The organism is Chryseobacterium sp. ERMR1:04 (assembly GCF_001297705.1).
Classification (GTDB): domain Bacteria; phylum Bacteroidota; class Bacteroidia; order Flavobacteriales; family Weeksellaceae; genus Chryseobacterium.
Map to the genome: position 1 here is coordinate 28,756 of NZ_LIRF01000005.1, position 20,464 is coordinate 49,219.

Genomic DNA, 20,464 nt, shown 5'->3' on the forward strand with positions numbered 1-20,464 from the left:
AAATAAACGATAAATATTGCAGTTCTCTAAAGAAAATTTTAATTTTACACTTTAAATATTTCCCCTTGCGATACGCCCAAATTGTTTTACCCCTAAATTTAAAAGGTTCTTTCACATATAAAGTTCCTGAAGAACTGATGTCTGTCATTCTGCCCGGAATGCGTGTTTTGGTTCCTTTTGGCGGGAAGAAAATTTATACGGGAATTGTTTTTGAACTTCATGATAACGAACCTGAAAATTTTGTTGCCAAAGAAGTCATAAGCCTTTTGGATGATTCTCCGATTTTACCGAAAGAACAGATCAATTTCTGGAATTGGCTTGCAGACTATTATTTGTGTGGGCTGGGAGAAATTTACCGCTTTGCATTTCCTTCTTCTTTGAAATTGGAAAGTGAAACGTACTTAAAGTTAAGAGCCAACGTAACGGTTGACTTTGAAAATCTGGATGTAAACGAAATGTATCTTATTCAGGCTTTAGAAGTAAGACAGCTGATCAATCTTTCAGATATTGAGGCTTTTATTCCGAAAAAAGAGATTATTAAGACCATCAATTCTTTGATTGACCTTCAATACATTGAGATTGATGAAAAAATAACAGAAAAATACAAAGCAAAAGAAGTAGCTTATGTAAAGATCAATCCATCGGTTTTAAGCAATCAAAATCTTACGGAGATCCTTTCAAAACTGAATAAAGCTCCGAAACAAAAAGACCTTTTTCTTATTATTCTGGATAAACAGACCGAAGATCCTTCAGGTTTTATAAAGAAATCTGATTTGTTTGCAGATGGAAATTTTGGAAGTTCGCATTTCAAATCTTTAGCAGATAAAGATCTGGTTGAAGAATATTATATGCAGAAAGACAGGATTGAAAGTTATGAAGGTGAAATTGAAGAAATCGAAGAACTTTCAGAATTACAGAAAGCAGCAAAGGCTGAGGTTGATGAAGCGTTTGAAGCCAAAGAAAATGTTTTGCTTCATGGCGTTACTTCTTCAGGAAAAACGCATATTTATTTAGATAAAATTGAAGAATGTATCAATGAAGGTAAAAATGTTTTGTTTTTACTTCCTGAGATTTCTTTAACCAAGCAAATCACCCAAAGATTAGAAAAAAAATATGGCCGACAAATCGGTTTTTATCACCAAAAACTAACAGATTTTGAGCGGGTAGAAGTGTGGAGAAGAATCAAGCAAAACGATATCCGAATTCTTATTGGAACGCGAAATTCTTTGTTTTTACCGTATCAAAATTTAGGATTAATTATAGTTGACGAAGAGCATGACTCTGCCTACAAACAGTTTACGCCTTATTTTAATGGGAAAGATTCAGCGTTGGTTTTGGCGAGCTTTTATGATGCAAGAGTAATCTTAGGATCAGCAACACCATCGGTGGAAAGTTACTATCGCGCAAGAAAAGGGAAGATGAAATACATTTTCCTTACAGAACGTTTCGGAAATGTAGACTTACCTGAATTTGAATTGATTAATTTTAAAGAAGCTCAGGATTCTAAAAAAGTGTCAGGGAACTTTTCTTTACGATTAATTGAAGAACTTCAGAGAACTTTAGACGATAAAAATCAGGCTATTATTCTTCACAACCGCCGTGGGTATTCTAATGTGGTGGAATGTGAAAGTTGTGGCTACGTAAATTACTGCTCCAATTGTGATGTGGTGATGACCTTTCATAAGGCGGCGAATGAAATGAAGTGCCATTATTGTGGTCAAAGAGCATCAAAACCTAAAGCTTGTCCAAAATGTAATTCTGAAAAACTGAATGAAAAAGGAGTCGGGGTAGAGCAGATTCATGAGGAGGTTTCTAAAATTTTCCCAGATAACGAAGTAGACCGAATGGATGTAGATTCTATGCGAAAAAAATTCGCCTACGAAAAATTATACGAAAAAATTGAAGATCGAGAAACCGATATTGTGGTCGGAACCCAAATGATTTCCAAAGGGCTGGATTTTGATCATATAGAATTGGTAGGTATTCCGAAAGCAGATTCCTTATTATATGTTCAGGATTTCAGAGCAGAGGAAAGAGCCTATCAGTTGATTACGCAGGTTTCAGGGAGAGCGGGAAGAGTTTCGGGTAAAGGGAAGATTTTAATTCAGACCTATAATCCTGATCATTCTGTTTTTCAGCTGATCAAAATGAATAATACGGCTAAGATTTATAAATATTTCCTTACAGAACGTCAAAAATTCCATTATCCGCCTTTCACAAAGCTCATCATGATCGAGATGAAGCACAGGAGAGAAGATAAAGTAGACCGTGCTTCCCAGTTTTTAGGATCTATTCTTAGAAAATACCTTCCGGAAGACTGTGTATTGGGTCCTGAAAGAGCGCAGATTACAAGGATGAATAATCTCTATCAGTTTCAGATTATGCTGAAGCTTCCAAGAGGGAAAAACTATGAAAAGTTTAAGAGCATGGTTTTGTTAAGTTTAAAAGAATTTGACGAAATTGCTGCTTACCAAAGCATCAAAAAAGACGTTTTAGTGGACTTTTAACAATTTTTAACAAAATTTACAGTCTTTTATAAGCGTTAAAGGGTTGATTTCTAACAATAATTTCTACTTTTGGACGTTGATTAGATGTTTGGTTCTTTTATTGATTGATTTTAACGAATCTTTTTTATTTGAATCAAATAGAAAACAAAAAACAAATTAGATGGTAAATTTCAGAAAATATGTTTCAAGTGTAGCAGTATTGGCTTCTGGTTTATTCCTCGCTCAATCTACTGTTTCTACGGTTCTTTATTCTCAGGCTTACGACAATCAAAGAAGCAATTTAAACCTTCCTTCTCCTATAGCTGCGGTTGTGGAGAAAACGGTGTTGTCGGCTAAAGAATTGGTAGACATTAATGTAAACACAATGATGGCAGATCCTGTGCTGAAAAATGCAACATGGGGATTTGTAGTCTATGATCCAAAAACGAAGAAAATCATTTCTTCGTACAATGAAAACACCCCTTTGGTTCCGGCCTCTACAACGAAATTATTAACTACAGAAACAGCGTTGAACCTGTTAGGAGAGAATTATCGTTGGATGACGCAGTTGGAATACTCAGGAAGTGTAGATGAAAATGGAGTTTTAAATGGTAATCTGTATGTGATAGGTAGTGGTGATCCTTCTTTAGGAACAAACAAAGCCGGAGCTTGGTCGTACAGAGATATTGTGTCAGACTTCATCAGTGGGATGTCTCGTGAGGGAATCAAAAAGGTAAATGGTGATATTATTATTCAGACAGCGCTTTTCAAGGGTAACATTTCGCGACTTCCGGAAAATGTTGTTTGGTTAGAGAACAATAATTATTATTTACCCGTTGGTACAACTCGTGAAATAAATCCTGCCAACGAAAAACTGATCGTTAAAAAAGGAAATACTTTCTCAGGAGAGAAGAAATTTTTCTATGTTTCTCCTTACAACAGCCAAATGGTTTTTGCAGATAAATATGAGGGTGACGGAGTTTTAACGACAAAATTACCTGACGCACCTGCATTTTTAGCGAATACGTTAAGAGCAACCATGGTAAAAAGCGGACTTTCTGTTACCGGAAAAGTAATGCCTAAGATGACAGATGCTACCCCTGAAAGCAGAAAATTGGTCTCGTCTTATAAATCTCCAACGTTAGGGGATATTATTTACTATACGAACCAGCATAGTGATAATTCTTTAGCGGAGGCTTTATTGAAAACAGTAGGCTTTCAGAGTAAAGGAGATCAAACTTCTGAATCGGGAAGAATCGTGGTAACGAATCACCTGAAAGAAGATGGTTTTGATATGTTAGGATTAAATTACATCGATGGAAGCGGACTTTCAAGAAGTAATAATGTAACGCCAATTTCTCAGGTTAAATATTTAACGTCTTTAATGGATGAAAAATATTATAAAACGTATTTAACTTCATTACCAATCGGTGGACAATCTGGAACCTTAAAAAGAATGTTTGTAGGAACAGGAAACGGACAAATCTTTGCAAAGACCGGAACTTTAAATAAAGTAAAAGCTTTAGCAGGATATATGAAAACAAACTCAGGCAAGACTTTAGTGTTTTCATTACTCGTTAATAATTATTCAGGATCGGTTGATATGGTGAAAAAAAGAATGGAAAAAATTCTTGAACCGGCCTTAGATCTTTAAGAAATATTTATTTCAATAATACAAGAACCTTTTAATCAATGATTAGAAGGTTTTTTTTATCTTTGATATTCTAATGTACTGAATATGAGAAAATTTTATCTGCTGGTTGTGGCTGTTTTAGCAGTTCAGCAATTGTATAGTCAGACTCAGGATCAAAATATAGAAATGAAAGGGCTCATTGCAAAAGAGGCTAAATCTTTTGCCAAGAAAATGACTGCTTACAATATTAATCCTAATACTTTAAATTACGATTTGCAGTATCAGAGAATGGATGTTACTTTAAACCCATCGGTGTATAATATTTCGGGCTCGGTAACTTCTCATTTTAAGCCGACTCAAAGTATGAGCAGTATCTATTTTGATCTGGCGAACACGCTTACGGTTTCTCAGGTACAATACCATGGATCAAATCTTATTTTTCAACAACTGCCCACGAAAGAACTCAAGATTGATTTTCCGGCTTCTCTTCCCGCCAATGTGTTGGATTCTCTAACCATCAAATATGCTGGACCGCCCGATACGGCTAACAGTGCTTTTGCAACAGGAACTCAAAACGGAAACTTTATTCTTTCAACATTAAACGAACCGTATGGTGCCCAAGATTGGTTTCCTACCAAGCAAAGTATGAATGATAAAATCGACCGTTTTGATTTTAAAATTACAACACCGTCTCAGTATAGCGTAGCAGCGAATGGTAAATTAATGTCTGAAACTTCACTTCCCAATGGTCAGAAATTGACTTTTTGGAGAACAATGTATCCAACATCGGCTTATTTGATTGCTCTTGCGATTACGAATTTTGTAAAATTAAACGACACCATGGGAAATCCTCCTTTTCCTTTTGTGAATTATTTGTATCCTACTTCTGCCAGCAATCCATCTATTATGGCTGATATTGATTGGACGAAGCAGATCATGAATACTTTTGAAACGTATTTTGGACTATATCCTTTCAGAAATGAAAAGTATGGACACATGGAGTTTCAATATGGAGGGACGTGTATGGAACATCAGACAATGTCTTCTATGAGTGGTTGGAATAAGCCTGTTATAGCTCACGAGTTGGCCCATCAATGGTTTGGAGATAAAGTAACCTGCGGCGCATGGAATGATATTTGGCTGAATGAAGGTTTTGCTACATTTGGTGAGCACCTTGCAAACGAAAAACTACTTCTTACAACTCCTCAGTTTATGACTTATTTGCTGGGGCAGAAAGATAATATCACAAGCTCACCGGGTGGAAGTACCTATGTGCCTGATTCTAAATTAGGGAATATTGGAGATATTTTCAGTGGGAGATTATCGTATTCAAAAGGTGCGTACGTTCTGAGAATGATCAAATGGATCTTAGGAGATACAGTCTTTTATCAAGCGATTAAGGATTATCATTCCAGACCCAACTTAGCGTATAATTATGCGAAAACGCAGGATCTTAATGCTTCTTTATTGCAATCTACAGGAAAAGATTTTACAGAATTTTTTAATGATTGGATATATGGTGAAGGATATCCTACCTATACGATCAAATGGAGACAGGTGGGTAATCAGGTAACTTTTAAAGTTTCTCAAATACAGAGCAGCCCAACGGTAAGCTTTTTTGAAATGCCTTTGCCTATAAAAGTAACAGGAACCGGAGGGGAAACCGCTTATTTTGCCTTGAATAATACTTCAAACAATCAGTATTTTACAGAATCAGTTTCTTTTCCTGTAGCAAGTGTACAGTTTAACTATGAATATCAGATGCTGGAGAAAAATTCTACGGTAGCTCAGGATAATACACTGTCTACAGAAGAATTGAGTATTGACCAGTTTTCTTTATATCCAAATCCTGCGAAGAATGAATTGTATGTAAAAGGAATTGATAAACCAACAGAATACACGATTCACTTTGTAGATGGTAAATTGGTTAGAAAGGATAAATACCAGCCTAATAAACCAATCAATATTTCTGAATTGGTTCCGGGAACGTATATTTTCACGATTAAAGAAAAGAATATTAAGTTTATTAAGCATTAAAATAAATACTCTAAATAGACAAGAAGAGCTTTCAGAAATGAGAGCTTTTTTTTTGTTTATTTTTTTAACAAGTTGAGATATAAAAATTATTTTTTTTAGGTGTTTTGTTCTTATTTTATGGATTATGAGATTGTTTTTCTTATTTGTTGTGTAATCATTTGAATATTGATTCTATACCTATAAATTAGATTCTTAATTTAAAACACACTCCATATGAAAAGACATTATTTATTTTTTGCAGCGCTATTGCTATTTCAATATTTTTCTGCCCAGAGTTTTAAAAAGAAAGAATTAATTGCAAAAGAAGCAAAGTCTTTTGCTAAGAAAATGATAACGTACAATGTAAATCCTCATACTATAAACTATGATTTACAATATCAAAGATTACAGATAAATTTAGATCCTGCTGTACATTATATTTCAGGTAATGTAACATCACACTTTAAACCTTCTCAGAGTTTGAGCAGTATTTATTTTGACCTGTCAGACACATTAACAGTTTCTCAGGTACAATATCACGGGACAGATCTTGTTTTCCAGCAACTTCCAACCAAAGAAGTGAAAATAGATTTTCAGACTTCTATTCCTGCCAATGTTTTGGATTCATTGACTATACATTATTCAGGAACTCCTTCAATAAACAGTGATGGTTTTTTTACCGATTCTCAAGGAGGAATTCCTACTCTTCATACCTTGAATGAACCTTATGGAGCACAGGAATGGTTTCCAACCAAACAGAGTATGAATGATAAAATAGATAGATTTGATTTTAAAATTACAACACCCTCTCAATACAGTGTAGCAGCCAATGGAAAAATGATGTCGGAAACGATTCTTCCCAATGGGCAGAAATTAACTTTTTGGAGAACAATGTATCCAACGGCAGCATATTTAATAGCACTTTCTGTTACAAATTTTGTAAAATTAAATGACACCATTGGAAATCCTCCTTTTCCTTTTGTGAATTATATTTATCCCTCTACAGCAAGCAATACTATAAGTATGTCTAATATAGAATGGACAAAAGAGATGATGAATACCTTTGAAGCATATATTGGTCCTTATCCTTTCAGAAATGAAAAATACGGACATATGGAAGCCAATATAGATGGCGGAATGGAGCATCAAACCATGTCTACGATGGCGGGCTGGGATAAAGATCTTATTGCCCACGAGCTGGCTCACCAATGGTTTGGAGATAAAATAACCTGTGGCGCTTGGAATGATATCTGGCTGAATGAAGGTTTTGCCACATTTGGGGAGCATTTTGCAAATGAAAAATTATTGATGACCAATACCGAATTTATGACTTATCTACTCGGAGAGAAGGATGACATAACAAGCGAACCGGGAGGGAGCAGTTATATTGATGATGCCAATATAGGAGATAGCGGATATATTTTTAGTGGGAGATTATCTTATTCAAAAGGAGGCTATATTGTGAGGATGCTCAAGTGGGTATTAGGAGATGATGTATTTTATTCGGCAATAAGAGATTATCTTTCAAGCCCTAATTTAGCGTATGGTTACGCAAGAACAGCAGATTTAAATGCCTCGTTATTACAATCTACAGGAAAAGATTTCACAGAATTTTTTAATGATTGGGTGTATGGAGAGGGGTATCCGACGTATGATATCAAATGGAAGCAGGTGGGTAATCAGGTAACTTTTAAAGCTTCTCAAATACAGAGCAGTCCAACAGTTAGCTTTTTTGAAATGCCTTTGCCTATAAAAGTAACAGGAACCGGAGGAGAGACTGCTTATTTTGCTTTAAATAATACTTCAAACAATCAATATTTTACAGAATTGGTTTCGTTTCCTATAGCAAGCGTACAGTTTAATTATGAGTATCAGATGGTGGAAAAAAGCTCTACGGTAACTCAGGATAATACGTTATCCACCACAGAGAATACGATTGATCAATTTTCACTATATCCAAATCCTGCTAAGAATGAATTATACGTGAAAGGAATTGGTAGATCCACAGATTATTCAATCCATTTTGTAGATGGAAAGCTTATTAGAAAAGATAAATACCAGCCTGGTAAACCGATCAATATTTCTGAATTGGTTCCGGGAACATATATTTTCACGATAAAGGAGAAGAATATTAAATTCATCAAGAATTAAAATAATACTTTAGAAACATAATAAAACCATCAATATTGATGGTTTTATTATGTTAAATTGTTGATAATTTGACTGTTGTGTTTTGTTTTTTTTGTTAAAAATTTGAAAGTTCACATAAAAATGAGTAAATTTAAGTAAACAAATAAATGGAAATACTATGAGAAAAATTTTACTAATTCTGTCATTTACTTCTAGTTTGGCAGTATACGCTCAGGTGATTTTTAATCAAGGTTTTGATACGTTTAGCACCTTAGCAGGTGCAGGTTGGACGAGTACTAATCAAAGTAGTCCTAGTGGTGCCAGTACATGGGCACAGGGTGGTGGTACTGCCTTTAGTGGCGGTGGACAAGCAGGAGGGGCAACCTCTTTTACGCTTTGTAATTTTAACAGTGTATCAGGAGCAGGAACAATCAGTAATTGGCTTATTACTCCTCCAATTATTGTGAAAAATGGAGATGTAATTTCATTTTATACAAGAAAAGGAGGGTCAAGCGGTGACTTTCCGGATAGATTAGAATTTCGTTTAAGTAGTCAAGGGGCAACATCCGTTATTCCTTCGGGAGCTACAGATGTGGGATCATTCACTAATGTAGCAATTTCAGTTAACCCTAATCTTACAACAAATACAACGGCTGTAGATGGTTATCCTTTAACTTGGACTCAGTATTCTTATACCGTTTCAGGATTAGCAGCAGATACGAGCATGAGAATGGCTTTCCGTTATTTTGTAACAGATGGCGGGCCAGCGGGAAGCAACTCAAATATTGTAGGGGTTGATACTTTTGCTGTAACAAGAACCACTACGTTGGCGGTAAGTGAAACAGGGAACCAAAAAGATTTCTCTTTATATCCAACTATTGCAGATAGAGAATTGCATATTAGTTTAAAAAACAATCAGCAAATAACCGCAATCTCAATATATGATATGTCTGGAAAAGCTGTTCAGTCTGTGAAGGCTGATGTTATTGATAAGAGCAGCTCGATCGTTGATGTATCTGGCTTGGCAAGCGGAAATTATATTATTAATCTAATAACTAAAGACGCAAAATACTCAAGTAAATTTATTAAGAAATAGTTTTTAAAATATTTTTTAGATAATTAAAGCCTTCATGATTGAAGGCTTTTCTTGAATCTCTTTCTGATGAATTTCATTAATTCATTTAGAAAAATAGGTAATGAATCGGTTTACATTAAAAAATAGGATAATAAAAATAATGTGAACGTTCTGCAGATAACATAGCATAAAGTAATTCCATTGGGTAAAATATTTTAATTGTTAATGATTTTATAATTGCGTTATCAGATTTGAAAACTGCTGTGTCTTTTAAGCGCTTTTTGTGCTCGTTTATTGGCAATCTTTACTTTATAATTAAACCATTTTTCTTTAAAGATCTTTCTCATGGCATTGTCAAAATGTCTAATGATTACCAGATTTTTAAAGCCTCTCCATTTCTCCAGCCAACTTGAAGGGAGTGCTCTTATAGAAACGGAGTATCCTTCCGTTTCATATTGAATATAATGCCACCAACCCGACGGAATATAAAGCGTTTCTCCAGGTTGTATAATGGCTTCATATCCGTTGAGGTATTCCAAAGCAGGATATTTTTTATAATCGGCTTCTTGAAGATTAATCAGGCTATGGAAATTATAAGGCAGTTTATACATCAGGTCAGACTGTTCCCACGGAAAAAGCCAGATCTTTTTGATTCCCTTAAATTGGGTAATAAAAACATGAGACATATCGATATCAATATGATTTCGGGTGATAGAACCTTTTCCTCCAAAGAACATAAACGGCAGCCATTTTAAAATTTTCCCTTTGGTGATATCGTTATAATGAATGTCCTCTTTCATTTCCGGTTTTATGCTTAAAAGATTGAATAGAAATAAACGATGTTCTGTAGCTTTCGAACTGATGAGGTCTAGATATTCTGAAAATGTTGTTTCACCAACAGGTTTGCTGGCCACTCTGTCGATAGATTCTAGTTCGCCTCCATAAACATTCACTTTTGTATTTCCGGCAACTTCTTTAAAAAATGCGTAATTCCATTTGGTATAGGCAGGGCTGTTGGCATCTATAAAGTCTTCTAAAATAATAGGTTGATTGGGCTTCATGAAATCGTTCAGAAAATCTTCCGATGCTAAATTCTTGGTCTTTTTTACTGGAGATAATTTCATTCTGTAAAATTTATAGTTCAAATGTAATCATTATCCTACTAAATTGGTAGACTAATGATTAAAATTTAATAATCAATATCAAAATTTTACAATAAAGAATCATAAAAGCAAATACTTTAAAGCCTTTTTACTAAATTAGCGCATCAAAAAATTATCTAAAATGATCTCTGAAAAATATCTTCAAAATTTACAGAACGAACTTAAGAATATTGAGAACGACGGGCTTTTCAAAAAAGAAAGAATCATCACTTCTCAGCAAAGTGCAGAAATTGAAGCCAACGGTAAAAAACTGTTGAACTTCTGTGCCAACAATTATTTGGGATTATCAAACAATGCAGAGGTGATGAAAGCTTCTCAGGAAATGATTGGGTCTCACGGATACGGAATGTCTTCTGTACGTTTCATTTGTGGAACTCAGGATATTCACAAACAGTTGGAAGAAAAAATTGCTGAATTCTTAGGTCTTGAAGATACTATTTTATATGCAGCTTGTTTCGATGCGAATGGAGGTGTTTTTGAACCTTTATTTACAGACGAAGATGCTATTATTTCAGATGAATTGAATCACGCTTCGATCATTGACGGAGTTCGTCTTTGTAAAGCGGCAAGATACCGTTACAAAAACAATAATATGGGAGATTTGGAAGCTCAGTTAATTGCAGCTTCTGAAAAAAATCACCGTTTCAAAATTATTGTAACAGACGGAGTTTTCTCTATGGACGGAATTGTTGCAGATCTAAAAGGAGTTTGTGACCTGGCAGATAAATATGATGCGTTGGTAATGGTTGATGATTCTCATGCAACAGGTTTCATAGGAAAAACTGGTCGTGGAACACACGAAGCCAACGAAGTAATGGGTAGAGTAGATATTATTACTTCTACACTAGGAAAAGCGTTGGGTGGTGCTTTAGGTGGATTTACTTCAGGTAAAAAAGAAATTATCGATATGTTGAGACAACGTTCTCGTCCGTATTTATTCTCCAATTCATTGGCTCCTGGAATCGTGGGTGCTGCTTTGAAGGTATTGGAAATGATCTCAGACGATACTTCTCTTCGTGATCAGGTAATGGAAAATGCAGAATATTTCAGAGCAGAAATGAAAGCTAAAGGTTTTGATATTCCTGATGGTGATGCTGCGATTGTTCCGGTAATGTTATACGACGCTCCATTGGCTCAGAAAATGGCCGAAAAATTAATGGATGAAGGTATTTATGTTATTGGTTTCTTCTATCCAGTTGTACCAAAAGGAAAAGCAAGAATCAGAGTTCAGCTTTCTGCAGCGCATACAAGAGCGCATTTGGATAAAGCAATTGTTGCTTTTGAAAAAGTAGGTAAGGAGCTTGGAGTAATTTCTTAATAGTTCTCTGTAATTTGATATGATGGAAAGTTTTTTGTGAACTTTGCTGAGTAGAACGCCTTTGCGGACTTAAAAATTAACGTAATTATTTGCAAAAAAACTTTGCGCTCTTTGCGTTAAAAATGAAGTATTAAAAGCAGGCACTCAATAATTTCTTAATAATAAAAAATTTAAAAGCAGGTTATGAAAAAAATAATGCTCATCATTGGTTTTGTTTGTTTTCAAAGCTTCTTTGCACAAGACATTATGGATTTCGATCTTAAAAATGTTGAACTGCAAGGCATGAGACCTGCTAAAATAAATAAAGAAATGAAAGACATCGGGATTACTCAGATCCCTTTTGTGACGGATAATCCCGATGTTATTTCTAGAATTGAAGAGAAGGAAGTTGGTTCATCTGTCAAAAAACTATACGCCTATATTTATAATAACAGAGAAAGAGGGGATGGCGGAGTTATCATCATTGAATTTAAAACAAAAGATGATCTGGATGCTTATTTGTCCAAAATTTTTGAACAACCGAATTACAGAGTTTTAGTAAAAGATTTGTTTTTTATCCGCGTTTGGAGTGATTACAGTTTGCATGTAGAAGGAAAAGAAACAAGCGAAGATCATTTAAATAAATTAGAAAAATATTACACGAAGTTAGGCGCAAAGAAAATACAGTTAAAGCCCAATGATGCTATTGTTACAGACGTTACCGATTCTGTAGCTAAATAATTATAAATGAAAATACATTTTTTGCTCTTTTTAGGATGTCTCGTTTTAGTTTCATGTACAACTAAAATGAATCAGTACGTAAAAGATCAGAATAAGGTAAATAAGAGACACGGAAAATGGCGAGAAGAATATTCTGCAGATGATGGAACTCTTATTGCCGTAGGGAAATATAAAATGGGGGAGAAGGTGAAAACCTGGAAAACGTTTTTTGACAACAAGATTTATCAGAAAGATAAAATCAGAAAAGATATTACAAAGACCAAGAAATATTTTCCCAATGGAAGCATCATGGAAATTGGACAGTCAAAATTAGATATTTCTAAAACCCAACGCCACTGGTATTACTTTGGAGACTGGAAATATTACAACGATCAAGGGAAACTTTTGTATATAAAAAGATACAAGGAAGGAACAAAGATCGATAGCATTTCCTACATAAAATAGACATTTAGAATGCTTTATACAATAATAAAAGCTTTACACATTATTTTTATGGTAAGTTATTTTGCGGGAATTTTTTATCTCGTAAGAATTTTCGTTTACTATAAAGATACCGATGAATTTGCCGAAGAAAAGAAGAAGATCTTAAGAGAGCAGTACACTTTTATGGCCCGAAGATTATGGAATATTATTACCGTTCCTGCAGGTGTTATTATGACGGTGTGCGGATTGGTGATGATCTTTTTGAATCCTGGTTTAATGAAAATGCCTTGGTTTCATTTAAAATTAACCTTTCTGATCGGTTTGGCAATCTACCATTACTGGTGCTGGAAAAAAGTACTTCAACTAAAAGAATTAAACGGAAATACACTGGAAACAGCCAATATTAAACTGAGGCAAGCAAACGAAATTGCGACCTTTATTTTATTCCTGGTGGTATTCACAGTCATATTAAAATCAATGGCGATTGAATATTGGTGGCAATTAATTGCCGGATTTTTCGTTCTGGTATTTTTAATCATGATGACCGTTAAATTGGTTAATAAGAGCAAAAAAAAGAAATAATAGCTAATGGTGAATAGCGAATGGTCAATTGTGAATTTTTCCAATACCAGATTCCTAAACCCTATTACCTAAACCCTAAATAAAACTATGATTGCAATTTTTAAGAAAGAACTTTGGAGTTACTTTGGGAATTGGAGCGCGTGGATCATCATTGCGGCTTTCAGTTTGATAGCGACTCTTTTTCTGTTTTTTTTCGATAACGATTCTAATATTTTCGAGATCGGAATGGCTTCCCTACAAAGTTATTTTGTATTGGTGCCGTGGCTGTTGATGTTTATCATTCCGGCATTGTCTATGAAAACTTTTGCAGAGGAACAACAGACCGGAACATTAAACTGGTTGTTTTCTCAACCGTTGAAAATTTCAGATTTTGTTCTTGGAAAATTCCTTTCCGTTTGGGTTGTTGGGATCTTATGTTTGATTCCTTCATTGATCTATCTTTATACAGTCTATGTTTTGGGCGTTCCTGCAGGAAATATAGATTTAGGAATGACGTTCGGAAGTTATATAGGTTTAATCATTTTAATTGCTGCATTTTCAGGAGTTGGAATATTAGCTTCTTCCCTTTCTCAAAATCAAATCATGGCTTATTTGTTAGGCGTTTTCATGTGTTTCATCATGTATTTCGGGATCGAGCAATTGGCAAGTTATAAATTATTGGGCGGAGCAGATTTTATCTTACAGAATGTTGGTTTTTATCAACACTTTTTAGGTTTCACAAGAGGTCTTATCGATTTCAAGGATGTCGCTTATTTTGTTTTTATCATCGGTGTTACGCTTGTTTTGTCTAATCATTTTATCAATAAAAAGAAGTAGAATTATGAAGAAGATACAGTTTAAATCTCCATTAGGAATTTTACTTTTTGTTATTTTGCCCTTGGTCATTATCCTTGCTGTTTCAGGGGTTAGATTAGATTTAACAAAAGAAAAAAGATATACGCTTTCTGACAATACGATCAAGGTATTAAAATCAGTAAAGAAACCATTGATCGTTGATGTGTACTTGGAAGGTGATTTTCCTGCAAGTTTCAAACAGATTCAGAGCGAAACAAAATTTATGTTGGAAGAGTTTAGAAAAATCAACTCAAACATAGATTTTAAATTTATTGATCCTATTAAAACCAAAATGTCTCAGGATACTTTGATGGCGATGGGAATGCAGCCTTCTGTACTTCCGGATATCAAAGACGGAAAGGTTTCTCAGATCATGCTTTTTCCGTATGCGGTGATTAAGTATGACAAAAAAGGGGTTTCTATTCCTTTGGTGGTGCAACAGGCGAATATCAATGCAGACGAGCAACTGACAAAATCTATTGAAAATCTTGAATATAATTTGGTTTCAAACATTAAGAATGTTTCAGCTAATAAAAGAAAAAAGATTGGGATTTTAGTTAATCATGACGAATTAAATCCGCGTGAATTTCATGGTTTTATGGAATTAGCTTCTGAAAGCTATGATGCAGGACCTGTGATTCCTAAAAATCAGGTGGAGCTGACTGTTGCTGATGTTCCTTTGTTGAAACAAATGAGCGCTTTGGTGATTGCAAAACCTAGAAAAGCATTTACGGATGGCGAAAAAGTAATTCTTGATCAATACATCATGAATGGCGGAAAAACATTGTGGATGATCGATGCCGTAAACGCCGAAATGGATACGTTAATGAGATCTCAAAAAGTAATGCCTTTCCCTGTGGATATCAATATGACGGATTTCTTTTTCAATTACGGACTGAGAATCAATCCTTCGCTGGTGAAAGATTTAAAGAAATTTGCTTTACTGAAATTGGTAACAGGAGAAGTAAGTGGAAACCCGCAATACACAAGCCTTCCGTGGCCATATTATCCTCTTGGAATTGCGGAACACAATAATCCGATCACTAAAAATATCAATCCTGTAAAATTTGAATTCCCAACCTCAATTGATACGTTAGGAAGAAAAAATATTAAGACCAATATTCTTTTTGAATCAAGTGAAAGAACGTTGTTAAAGCAGGTTCCCAACTATGTTGATCTGAAAGAAATTGCAAGCGTAGACAGTCTGGGACAAAGAGAAAAACCAAGCACTCCGAAGATTTATGCCGTTGCCTTAGAAGGAAAATTCACTTCTGCGTACGGATCTAGAATTGAGAGAAAATCATATCCTGGATTTAAGGCTCAAAGTCCTGAAAACAAAATGATCGTTATTGCAGACGGTGATGTCGGAAGAAATAAAGTGATCAAAGGCGACCCTTTACCTTTAGGCGTTGACCTGATGACAAATGAGCAATTCGGAAACGAACAGTTTTTAAGAAATGCTTTAGACTATCTGTTAGACGATAGTAATTTAATGGATTTAAGAAACAGAAACATTGAAGAAAGACTTCTTGACCGACACAGAATCACCGAAGAAAAAGCCAATTGGCAGTGGCTGAATTTGCTGCTTCCTTTAGCAATTATCGGATTGTTAGGAGGATTGTTCTTCTGGCTGAGGAAGAAGAAGTTTGGATAGAATATAAAAAAAGAGAAACTGTAAGGTTTCTCTTTTTGCTTAAGGCTAAGAATTAATCTTTAATTTTATCATATTCACCATATGTATCAACTTCTTGTGCGTGAATTCTTATAGTATTTAAATTTGATGCAATTCCTTTATCTTCATAAAATTTTTCTAATTCATCTATAGAAATCCATCTACTTCCGGCAATATTACTTACAAATAACTCTTCAAAAATACTTCCTTTAATACTTTTATCTTTAATTGATAATTTAGTTAATTTACCATCCTTATCTAATAGTTTTAAAGCTTGACAAAGAGGAACATGGTAACCTGATGTGACTAGTTTACTATTATTTGCTTGTAACTTAGAAGTAGGTCGTAAGAATGCTGAACAATAAGGAAATCTGTATTCGCTTGGTGAACTCTCGTGACCATCACAGAATGAAGAGTCGCAAATATGATCTTTCATTTTTAATAATTGAGCTCTCATATTACTAGACGCGGATTCATAAAGAACACTATTGTTCCATGTCTTATACTGCATATGAGCAAAACGAACAATTTCAAATTCCATATCAAAATGTTCATAAATTAAATCAACACCTAGAATTGCTTCATCTTTGTCAGGATGTAATAATCGTAATCTTAGAATTTTATTCTTGTTAATTTGATAATCTTTAAAATTATCTGTTTCATAAATAGGTTTGCCAAAATAATCATCTCTGCTTCTTAAATAGAAATCATGGTTTAGGCTTTTATGTTCTGACTGATTTCTTGGTGTGAAATATTCTTTTGCAGCAACCAAACCGAATTTCCTTTTTTTTAGATATGTATTATTTCTTTTTTTGTTTTAAGAATATCTTCTAATTCATTAAGTTCTTTTTGAATTAAATCAATAGGGTCTAAAATATTATCTTCAGAACTTAATGCTTCAGCTATTTCTTTGTAATATTTTACGATTTCATTTTCATTTTTAGAAACAAGCAAATTAATGATTGATTCATATAATTCTTTGTCTAAATCATAAATAATACTAAATGCAAATTCATAAGTTATTGGGAGTGATGAATTTTTTGCTAAAGTTACAGATTCTCTAATTGCATTTACTGTTTGAAATGCTGTATCTCTTCTCTCGTCCTCTGGAATTTCATCATTTAAAAAGTAATCATTTTTGTTTATGTCCATCTTGGTTTTAGTTGTTTTTTAATAAAAATATAAAATTTTATGGATTTATCAAATTTAAAAAGCAAATTACATGAATAATTCATACTTTTAAAAACAAAAAAAGAGAAACCCAAAAGTCTCTCTTTCCTAATTAGTTATAAAATAGATACTACCACGGGCTTATCCCAATTTCATCCTCAATATCATTACTGTAAAACTGTCCTGTTGGTGCATTTTCGTCGGTTAGGGTGTGTTTAACGATAAAAGAGGCGGCGCTTTCAACAGAACCCGGACCATTGTGGTTATTAAAATCTGTAGCCGTATACCCAGGATCGATAACATTTACTTTAAAAGGAAGATCCTTCAATTCATAGGCTAGAACAATGGTGTAAGCATTCAAAGCAGATTTTGAAGGTCCGTAAGCTGCTGCTTTTACATTGTAATATTTCCAAGACGGATCGCTGTGCAGCGTTAGTGAACCCAATCCGGAAGTGATGTTACTGATTCTCGGGCTTTCCGATTTTTTAAGTAATTCTAAAAAGGCCTGTGTCACACTGATCACTCCAAAAAAGTTGGTATCAAATACGCTTTGAATATCTTTGATCGAGGTTTCTGCTGCCGTTTGAGGATTTACCCCTAGAATTCCTGCGTTGTTGATAAGAATATCCAGTTTTCCCTGTTCTTTTTCGATCAAATTTTTAGCAGCTAAAATGGAATCAGGGTTGGTAACATCTATTTCAATCGCTTTGATATTTTGAAATCCTTTTTCGGCTAATTCTTTTACGATAGCTTCTCCTTTTTCAAGATCACGGCTTCCTAAATAAACGAATAATCCTTTTGCAGAAAGTTGTTTTGCGGTTTCAAGGCCAATACTTCTGTTGGCGCCTGTAATTAATGCTGAATTCATTTTTTTTGTTTTTAATTGGTGATGTAAAAGTCCGCCAATTAAATAAGATAACATTTGCCAAATGACAAAAAGCGATGATAAGTTGGGAATTGATTAATTCAATAAAAATTAAACCACAAAAGTCACAGAGGATTTATGACACTTAAATTATTTTAAGTTACTACTAAACTCCTAATAAGAACACTTAAGCTTTTTTTGAAAATCGAAGATTTTCTCTTTATGACCTAGGAAGCTGTAGCGTTAAAAAAATAAACTTTGTGAACGTTAAGAAAATTCTACTGTTTGAAGCGCGAGACAAATTCAGTATCGAAGCATAAATATTGAATTCGCGCAAGTTTTAGAATTTTTAGAGAACAAATTTTATTTTTAGCGGAAGATTCCAGTCTTGAATTTTTGGTTCGTTTGTTTCAAGACAAAAGAACATGCAAAATAGTTTATTTTGGCAAATGTATTTAGATTCTTCAAAAATGGCAATTAGTGTAAACAATAAAATTCATTTTTAAACGCAAAGTTTTACTATAAAAATGAATTACTTTTAGTCAGCAAAGAGAGAGGCGATAAAGTCGCTGATGAAGGCAGCTTCTTAAGAATCAATTATATTGATTCAATTCTTTGCTTCCTAAAATATGCAGAATCAAAAAAAAATCTTTGCGTTAAAAAAAATATTCTAAGTACGGTCTTTATGACCAATATTTTTCCTAATCCTACTCAAAGAAGACTGCGTTACGCCCAAATAAGAAGCAATATAAGAAAGCGGAATACGGTTGACAACCGTAGGGTAGATCTCCAAGAATTTAAGATAGCGAGTCGTAGCATCTTCCGAAACAAGCGGACTTCTTCGTTCTACTTTCTGCATCAAGGCTCTTGAAATAATTTTATGAACAATCATTTCCCAGCCGACGATCGTTTGTAGCAATTCCAGCCAGTCTTTTCTTGAAAAAACAATCATTTTACAGTCGGTTACGGCCTGAACATAAGCGCTGGAACAAATTTCATTATCAAAGCTTTCCAGATCTACGACCAGATTATTTTCATCAATAAAGTATTTGGTAATTTCTTCACCTTTGTTGTTGTAATAGCAAACGCGCAAAATTCCGTCGATAATAAATCCGACTTGCTTTGCCACTTTCCCTGCTTCCGAAAAATACTCGTCTTTTGAAAGATTGATCTCGGTCGCTTTGCTTGAAATAAAATCGATCTGTTGTTGATTAAGATTTCCAAACCTTAAAATAAAATCAAATAATTGTTTCATGAATGCAAGTTAGGCAAACTTCGTTTTCCGGCATTTGTCATTTGACAAAAAGTGATGAGAAAGAATAATTTGTGCTTTTTTAATTAAACGATTTCCGAAACTCCAATGGCGACTGATTCGTTTTTTGCTTAAACAGTTTACTAAAAGACTGTGGATGTTCAAATCCTAATTCATACGCAATTTCACCCACAGATAAACTCGTTGTGCTTAAGCGTTCTTTTGCGGTATTAATTAACTTGTTTTGAATATGTTGCTGTGTATTTTGTTGGGTATGAATACGCAATAATGTTCCCAAATAATTGGGAGAAATATTCATCTGTGCGGCAATGGTTTTTACGGATGGAATACCATTTTCAATGAGATTTCCATTCTCAAAATATTGGGAAAGGACTTGTTCAAACCTTTCCAGTAATTCATGACTTGATTTTTTTCGGGTAAAGAACTGACGCTCATAAAAACGTTCGGCATAAATCAGGAACAGTTCCAATTGGGCAACAATGAGTTCTTGGGTGAATTTATCAATATTGGTTTGATATTCTTTTTCAATATTTTTAAACAAATCAACAATAATTTTCTCTTCTTTATCTGAAAGAAAAAGGGCTTCGTTAATTTGATAGCTGAAAAATTCGTACGATTTTATTTTCTTGATCAAGGAAGTTCCCCAAAGAAAATCGGGATGAATGAGCAGTAAATATCCTGTTGGTTCCACTTCAACATCTGGCTTCATTTCAAGGCTTAAAAACTGAAGCGGAGAAACAAAACACAAAACCCCAGAGTCGAAATCATATTTCTGCTGACCGTAATTAAATTTAGCATTAACATTCCGTTTTAAGCCAATCGAATAAAAATTCTGAATCCATTTCAACTCATTATCGTCCGTAGGATAATTGACCTTACTGTAATCTATCAGGCTGATCAACGGATGTTCAGGATTCGGAAGATTACAGAAAGCATGAAATTCCGAGATTGAATTAAAACGAAATGTCTGTTTCATAATGCTAAGGTATTGATTTTATTTTTTCGTGAGATGTATTCGTCATTATTATGGGAAAGGCTTCGATTCCGCTCAGAATGACAGTGTTAAAGTTTTGCGTATTAATTAAAACGGTTAGTATTAGCGCT

The 20,464-nt window shown here is 34.2% G+C and carries 17 protein-coding genes; 11 read left to right on the forward strand and 6 right to left on the reverse strand.

Annotated elements, in window-relative coordinates; genetic code table 11:
• Positions 1-65 precede the first annotated feature (65 nt).
• The 5 genes from priA to AMQ68_RS10640 all read left to right on the forward strand — a co-directional run bounded on the left by priA (position 66) and on the right by AMQ68_RS10640 (position 9,361).
• Positions 66-2,507, forward strand: a complete 2,442-nt coding sequence (priA, locus tag AMQ68_RS10620; RefSeq protein ID WP_054510621.1) for a primosomal protein N' — start codon at positions 66-68, stop codon at positions 2,505-2,507.
• A 160-nt stretch (positions 2,508-2,667) separates the two neighbouring features.
• Positions 2,668-4,140 (forward strand): D-alanyl-D-alanine carboxypeptidase/D-alanyl-D-alanine-endopeptidase, encoded by a 1,473-nt coding sequence (dacB, locus tag AMQ68_RS10625; RefSeq protein WP_054510622.1) that lies wholly within the window; start codon positions 2,668-2,670, stop codon positions 4,138-4,140.
• An 84-nt stretch (positions 4,141-4,224) separates the two neighbouring features.
• Positions 4,225-6,156, forward strand: a complete 1,932-nt coding sequence (locus tag AMQ68_RS10630; protein WP_054510623.1) for a M1 family metallopeptidase — start codon at positions 4,225-4,227, stop codon at positions 6,154-6,156.
• A gap of 213 nt (positions 6,157-6,369) precedes the next feature.
• Positions 6,370-8,286: a M1 family aminopeptidase gene (locus AMQ68_RS10635; protein ID WP_054510624.1), complete on the forward strand. Its 1,917-nt coding sequence runs from the start codon at positions 6,370-6,372 to the stop codon at positions 8,284-8,286.
• Positions 8,287-8,443: 157 nt separating this feature from the next.
• On the forward strand, positions 8,444-9,361 hold the full coding sequence (locus AMQ68_RS10640; protein WP_054510625.1) for a choice-of-anchor J domain-containing protein: 918 nt from the start codon (positions 8,444-8,446) through the stop codon (positions 9,359-9,361).
• Positions 9,362-9,585: 224 nt separating this feature from the next.
• On the opposite strand, the gene AMQ68_RS10645 is transcribed toward AMQ68_RS10640, so the two are convergent.
• A complete protein-coding gene (locus AMQ68_RS10645; protein WP_054510626.1) occupies positions 9,586-10,464 on the reverse strand; it encodes a cupin-like domain-containing protein in 879 nt (292 codons plus the stop codon).
• 160 nt (positions 10,465-10,624) lie between these two features.
• Here AMQ68_RS10645 and kbl point away from each other — a divergent pair, with 160 nt between their 5' ends.
• The 6 genes from kbl to gldG all read left to right on the forward strand — a co-directional run bounded on the left by kbl (position 10,625) and on the right by gldG (position 16,034).
• Positions 10,625-11,821 carry a glycine C-acetyltransferase gene (gene kbl, locus AMQ68_RS10650; RefSeq protein WP_054510627.1) on the forward strand — a complete coding sequence of 399 codons (1,197 nt, stop codon included), beginning with the start codon at positions 10,625-10,627 and terminating at the stop codon, positions 11,819-11,821.
• A gap of 183 nt (positions 11,822-12,004) precedes the next feature.
• Positions 12,005-12,541: a hypothetical protein gene (locus tag AMQ68_RS10655; protein WP_123905669.1), complete on the forward strand. Its 537-nt coding sequence runs from the start codon at positions 12,005-12,007 to the stop codon at positions 12,539-12,541.
• 6 nt (positions 12,542-12,547) lie between these two features.
• Positions 12,548-12,985: a hypothetical protein gene (locus AMQ68_RS10660; RefSeq protein ID WP_071254776.1), complete on the forward strand. Its 438-nt coding sequence runs from the start codon at positions 12,548-12,550 to the stop codon at positions 12,983-12,985.
• A gap of 9 nt (positions 12,986-12,994) precedes the next feature.
• Positions 12,995-13,546, forward strand: coding sequence for a CopD family protein (locus AMQ68_RS10665; protein WP_054510630.1), 552 nt, complete (start codon positions 12,995-12,997; stop codon positions 13,544-13,546).
• A gap of 87 nt (positions 13,547-13,633) precedes the next feature.
• On the forward strand, positions 13,634-14,362 hold the full coding sequence (locus AMQ68_RS10670) for an ABC transporter permease (protein ID WP_054510631.1): 729 nt from the start codon (positions 13,634-13,636) through the stop codon (positions 14,360-14,362).
• A 4-nt stretch (positions 14,363-14,366) separates the two neighbouring features.
• Positions 14,367-16,034 carry a gliding motility-associated ABC transporter substrate-binding protein GldG gene (gene gldG / locus AMQ68_RS10675; protein ID WP_054510632.1) on the forward strand — a complete coding sequence of 556 codons (1,668 nt, stop codon included), beginning with the start codon at positions 14,367-14,369 and terminating at the stop codon, positions 16,032-16,034.
• Positions 16,035-16,086: 52 nt separating this feature from the next.
• On the opposite strand, the gene AMQ68_RS10680 is transcribed toward gldG, so the two are convergent.
• From AMQ68_RS10680 to AMQ68_RS10700, 5 genes are all read right to left on the reverse strand, one after another.
• Positions 16,087-16,824: a hypothetical protein gene (locus AMQ68_RS10680; protein ID WP_054510633.1), complete on the reverse strand. Its 738-nt coding sequence runs from the start codon at positions 16,822-16,824 to the stop codon at positions 16,087-16,089.
• A gap of 17 nt (positions 16,825-16,841) precedes the next feature.
• The gene (locus AMQ68_RS10685; protein WP_054510634.1) at positions 16,842-17,204 is read right to left on the reverse strand and encodes a hypothetical protein; all 363 of its coding nucleotides are present in this window, start codon (positions 17,202-17,204) and stop codon (positions 16,842-16,844) included.
• A 148-nt stretch (positions 17,205-17,352) separates the two neighbouring features.
• Entirely contained in the window at positions 17,353-18,090 is a 738-nt protein-coding gene (locus AMQ68_RS10690) for an SDR family oxidoreductase (protein ID WP_054511096.1), read from the reverse strand.
• 667 nt (positions 18,091-18,757) lie between these two features.
• The gene (locus AMQ68_RS10695; protein ID WP_054510635.1) at positions 18,758-19,342 is read right to left on the reverse strand and encodes a Crp/Fnr family transcriptional regulator; all 585 of its coding nucleotides are present in this window, start codon (positions 19,340-19,342) and stop codon (positions 18,758-18,760) included.
• A 79-nt stretch (positions 19,343-19,421) separates the two neighbouring features.
• On the reverse strand, positions 19,422-20,336 hold the full coding sequence (locus tag AMQ68_RS10700) for an AraC family transcriptional regulator (RefSeq protein WP_054510636.1): 915 nt from the start codon (positions 20,334-20,336) through the stop codon (positions 19,422-19,424).
• Positions 20,337-20,464 lie beyond the last annotated feature (128 nt).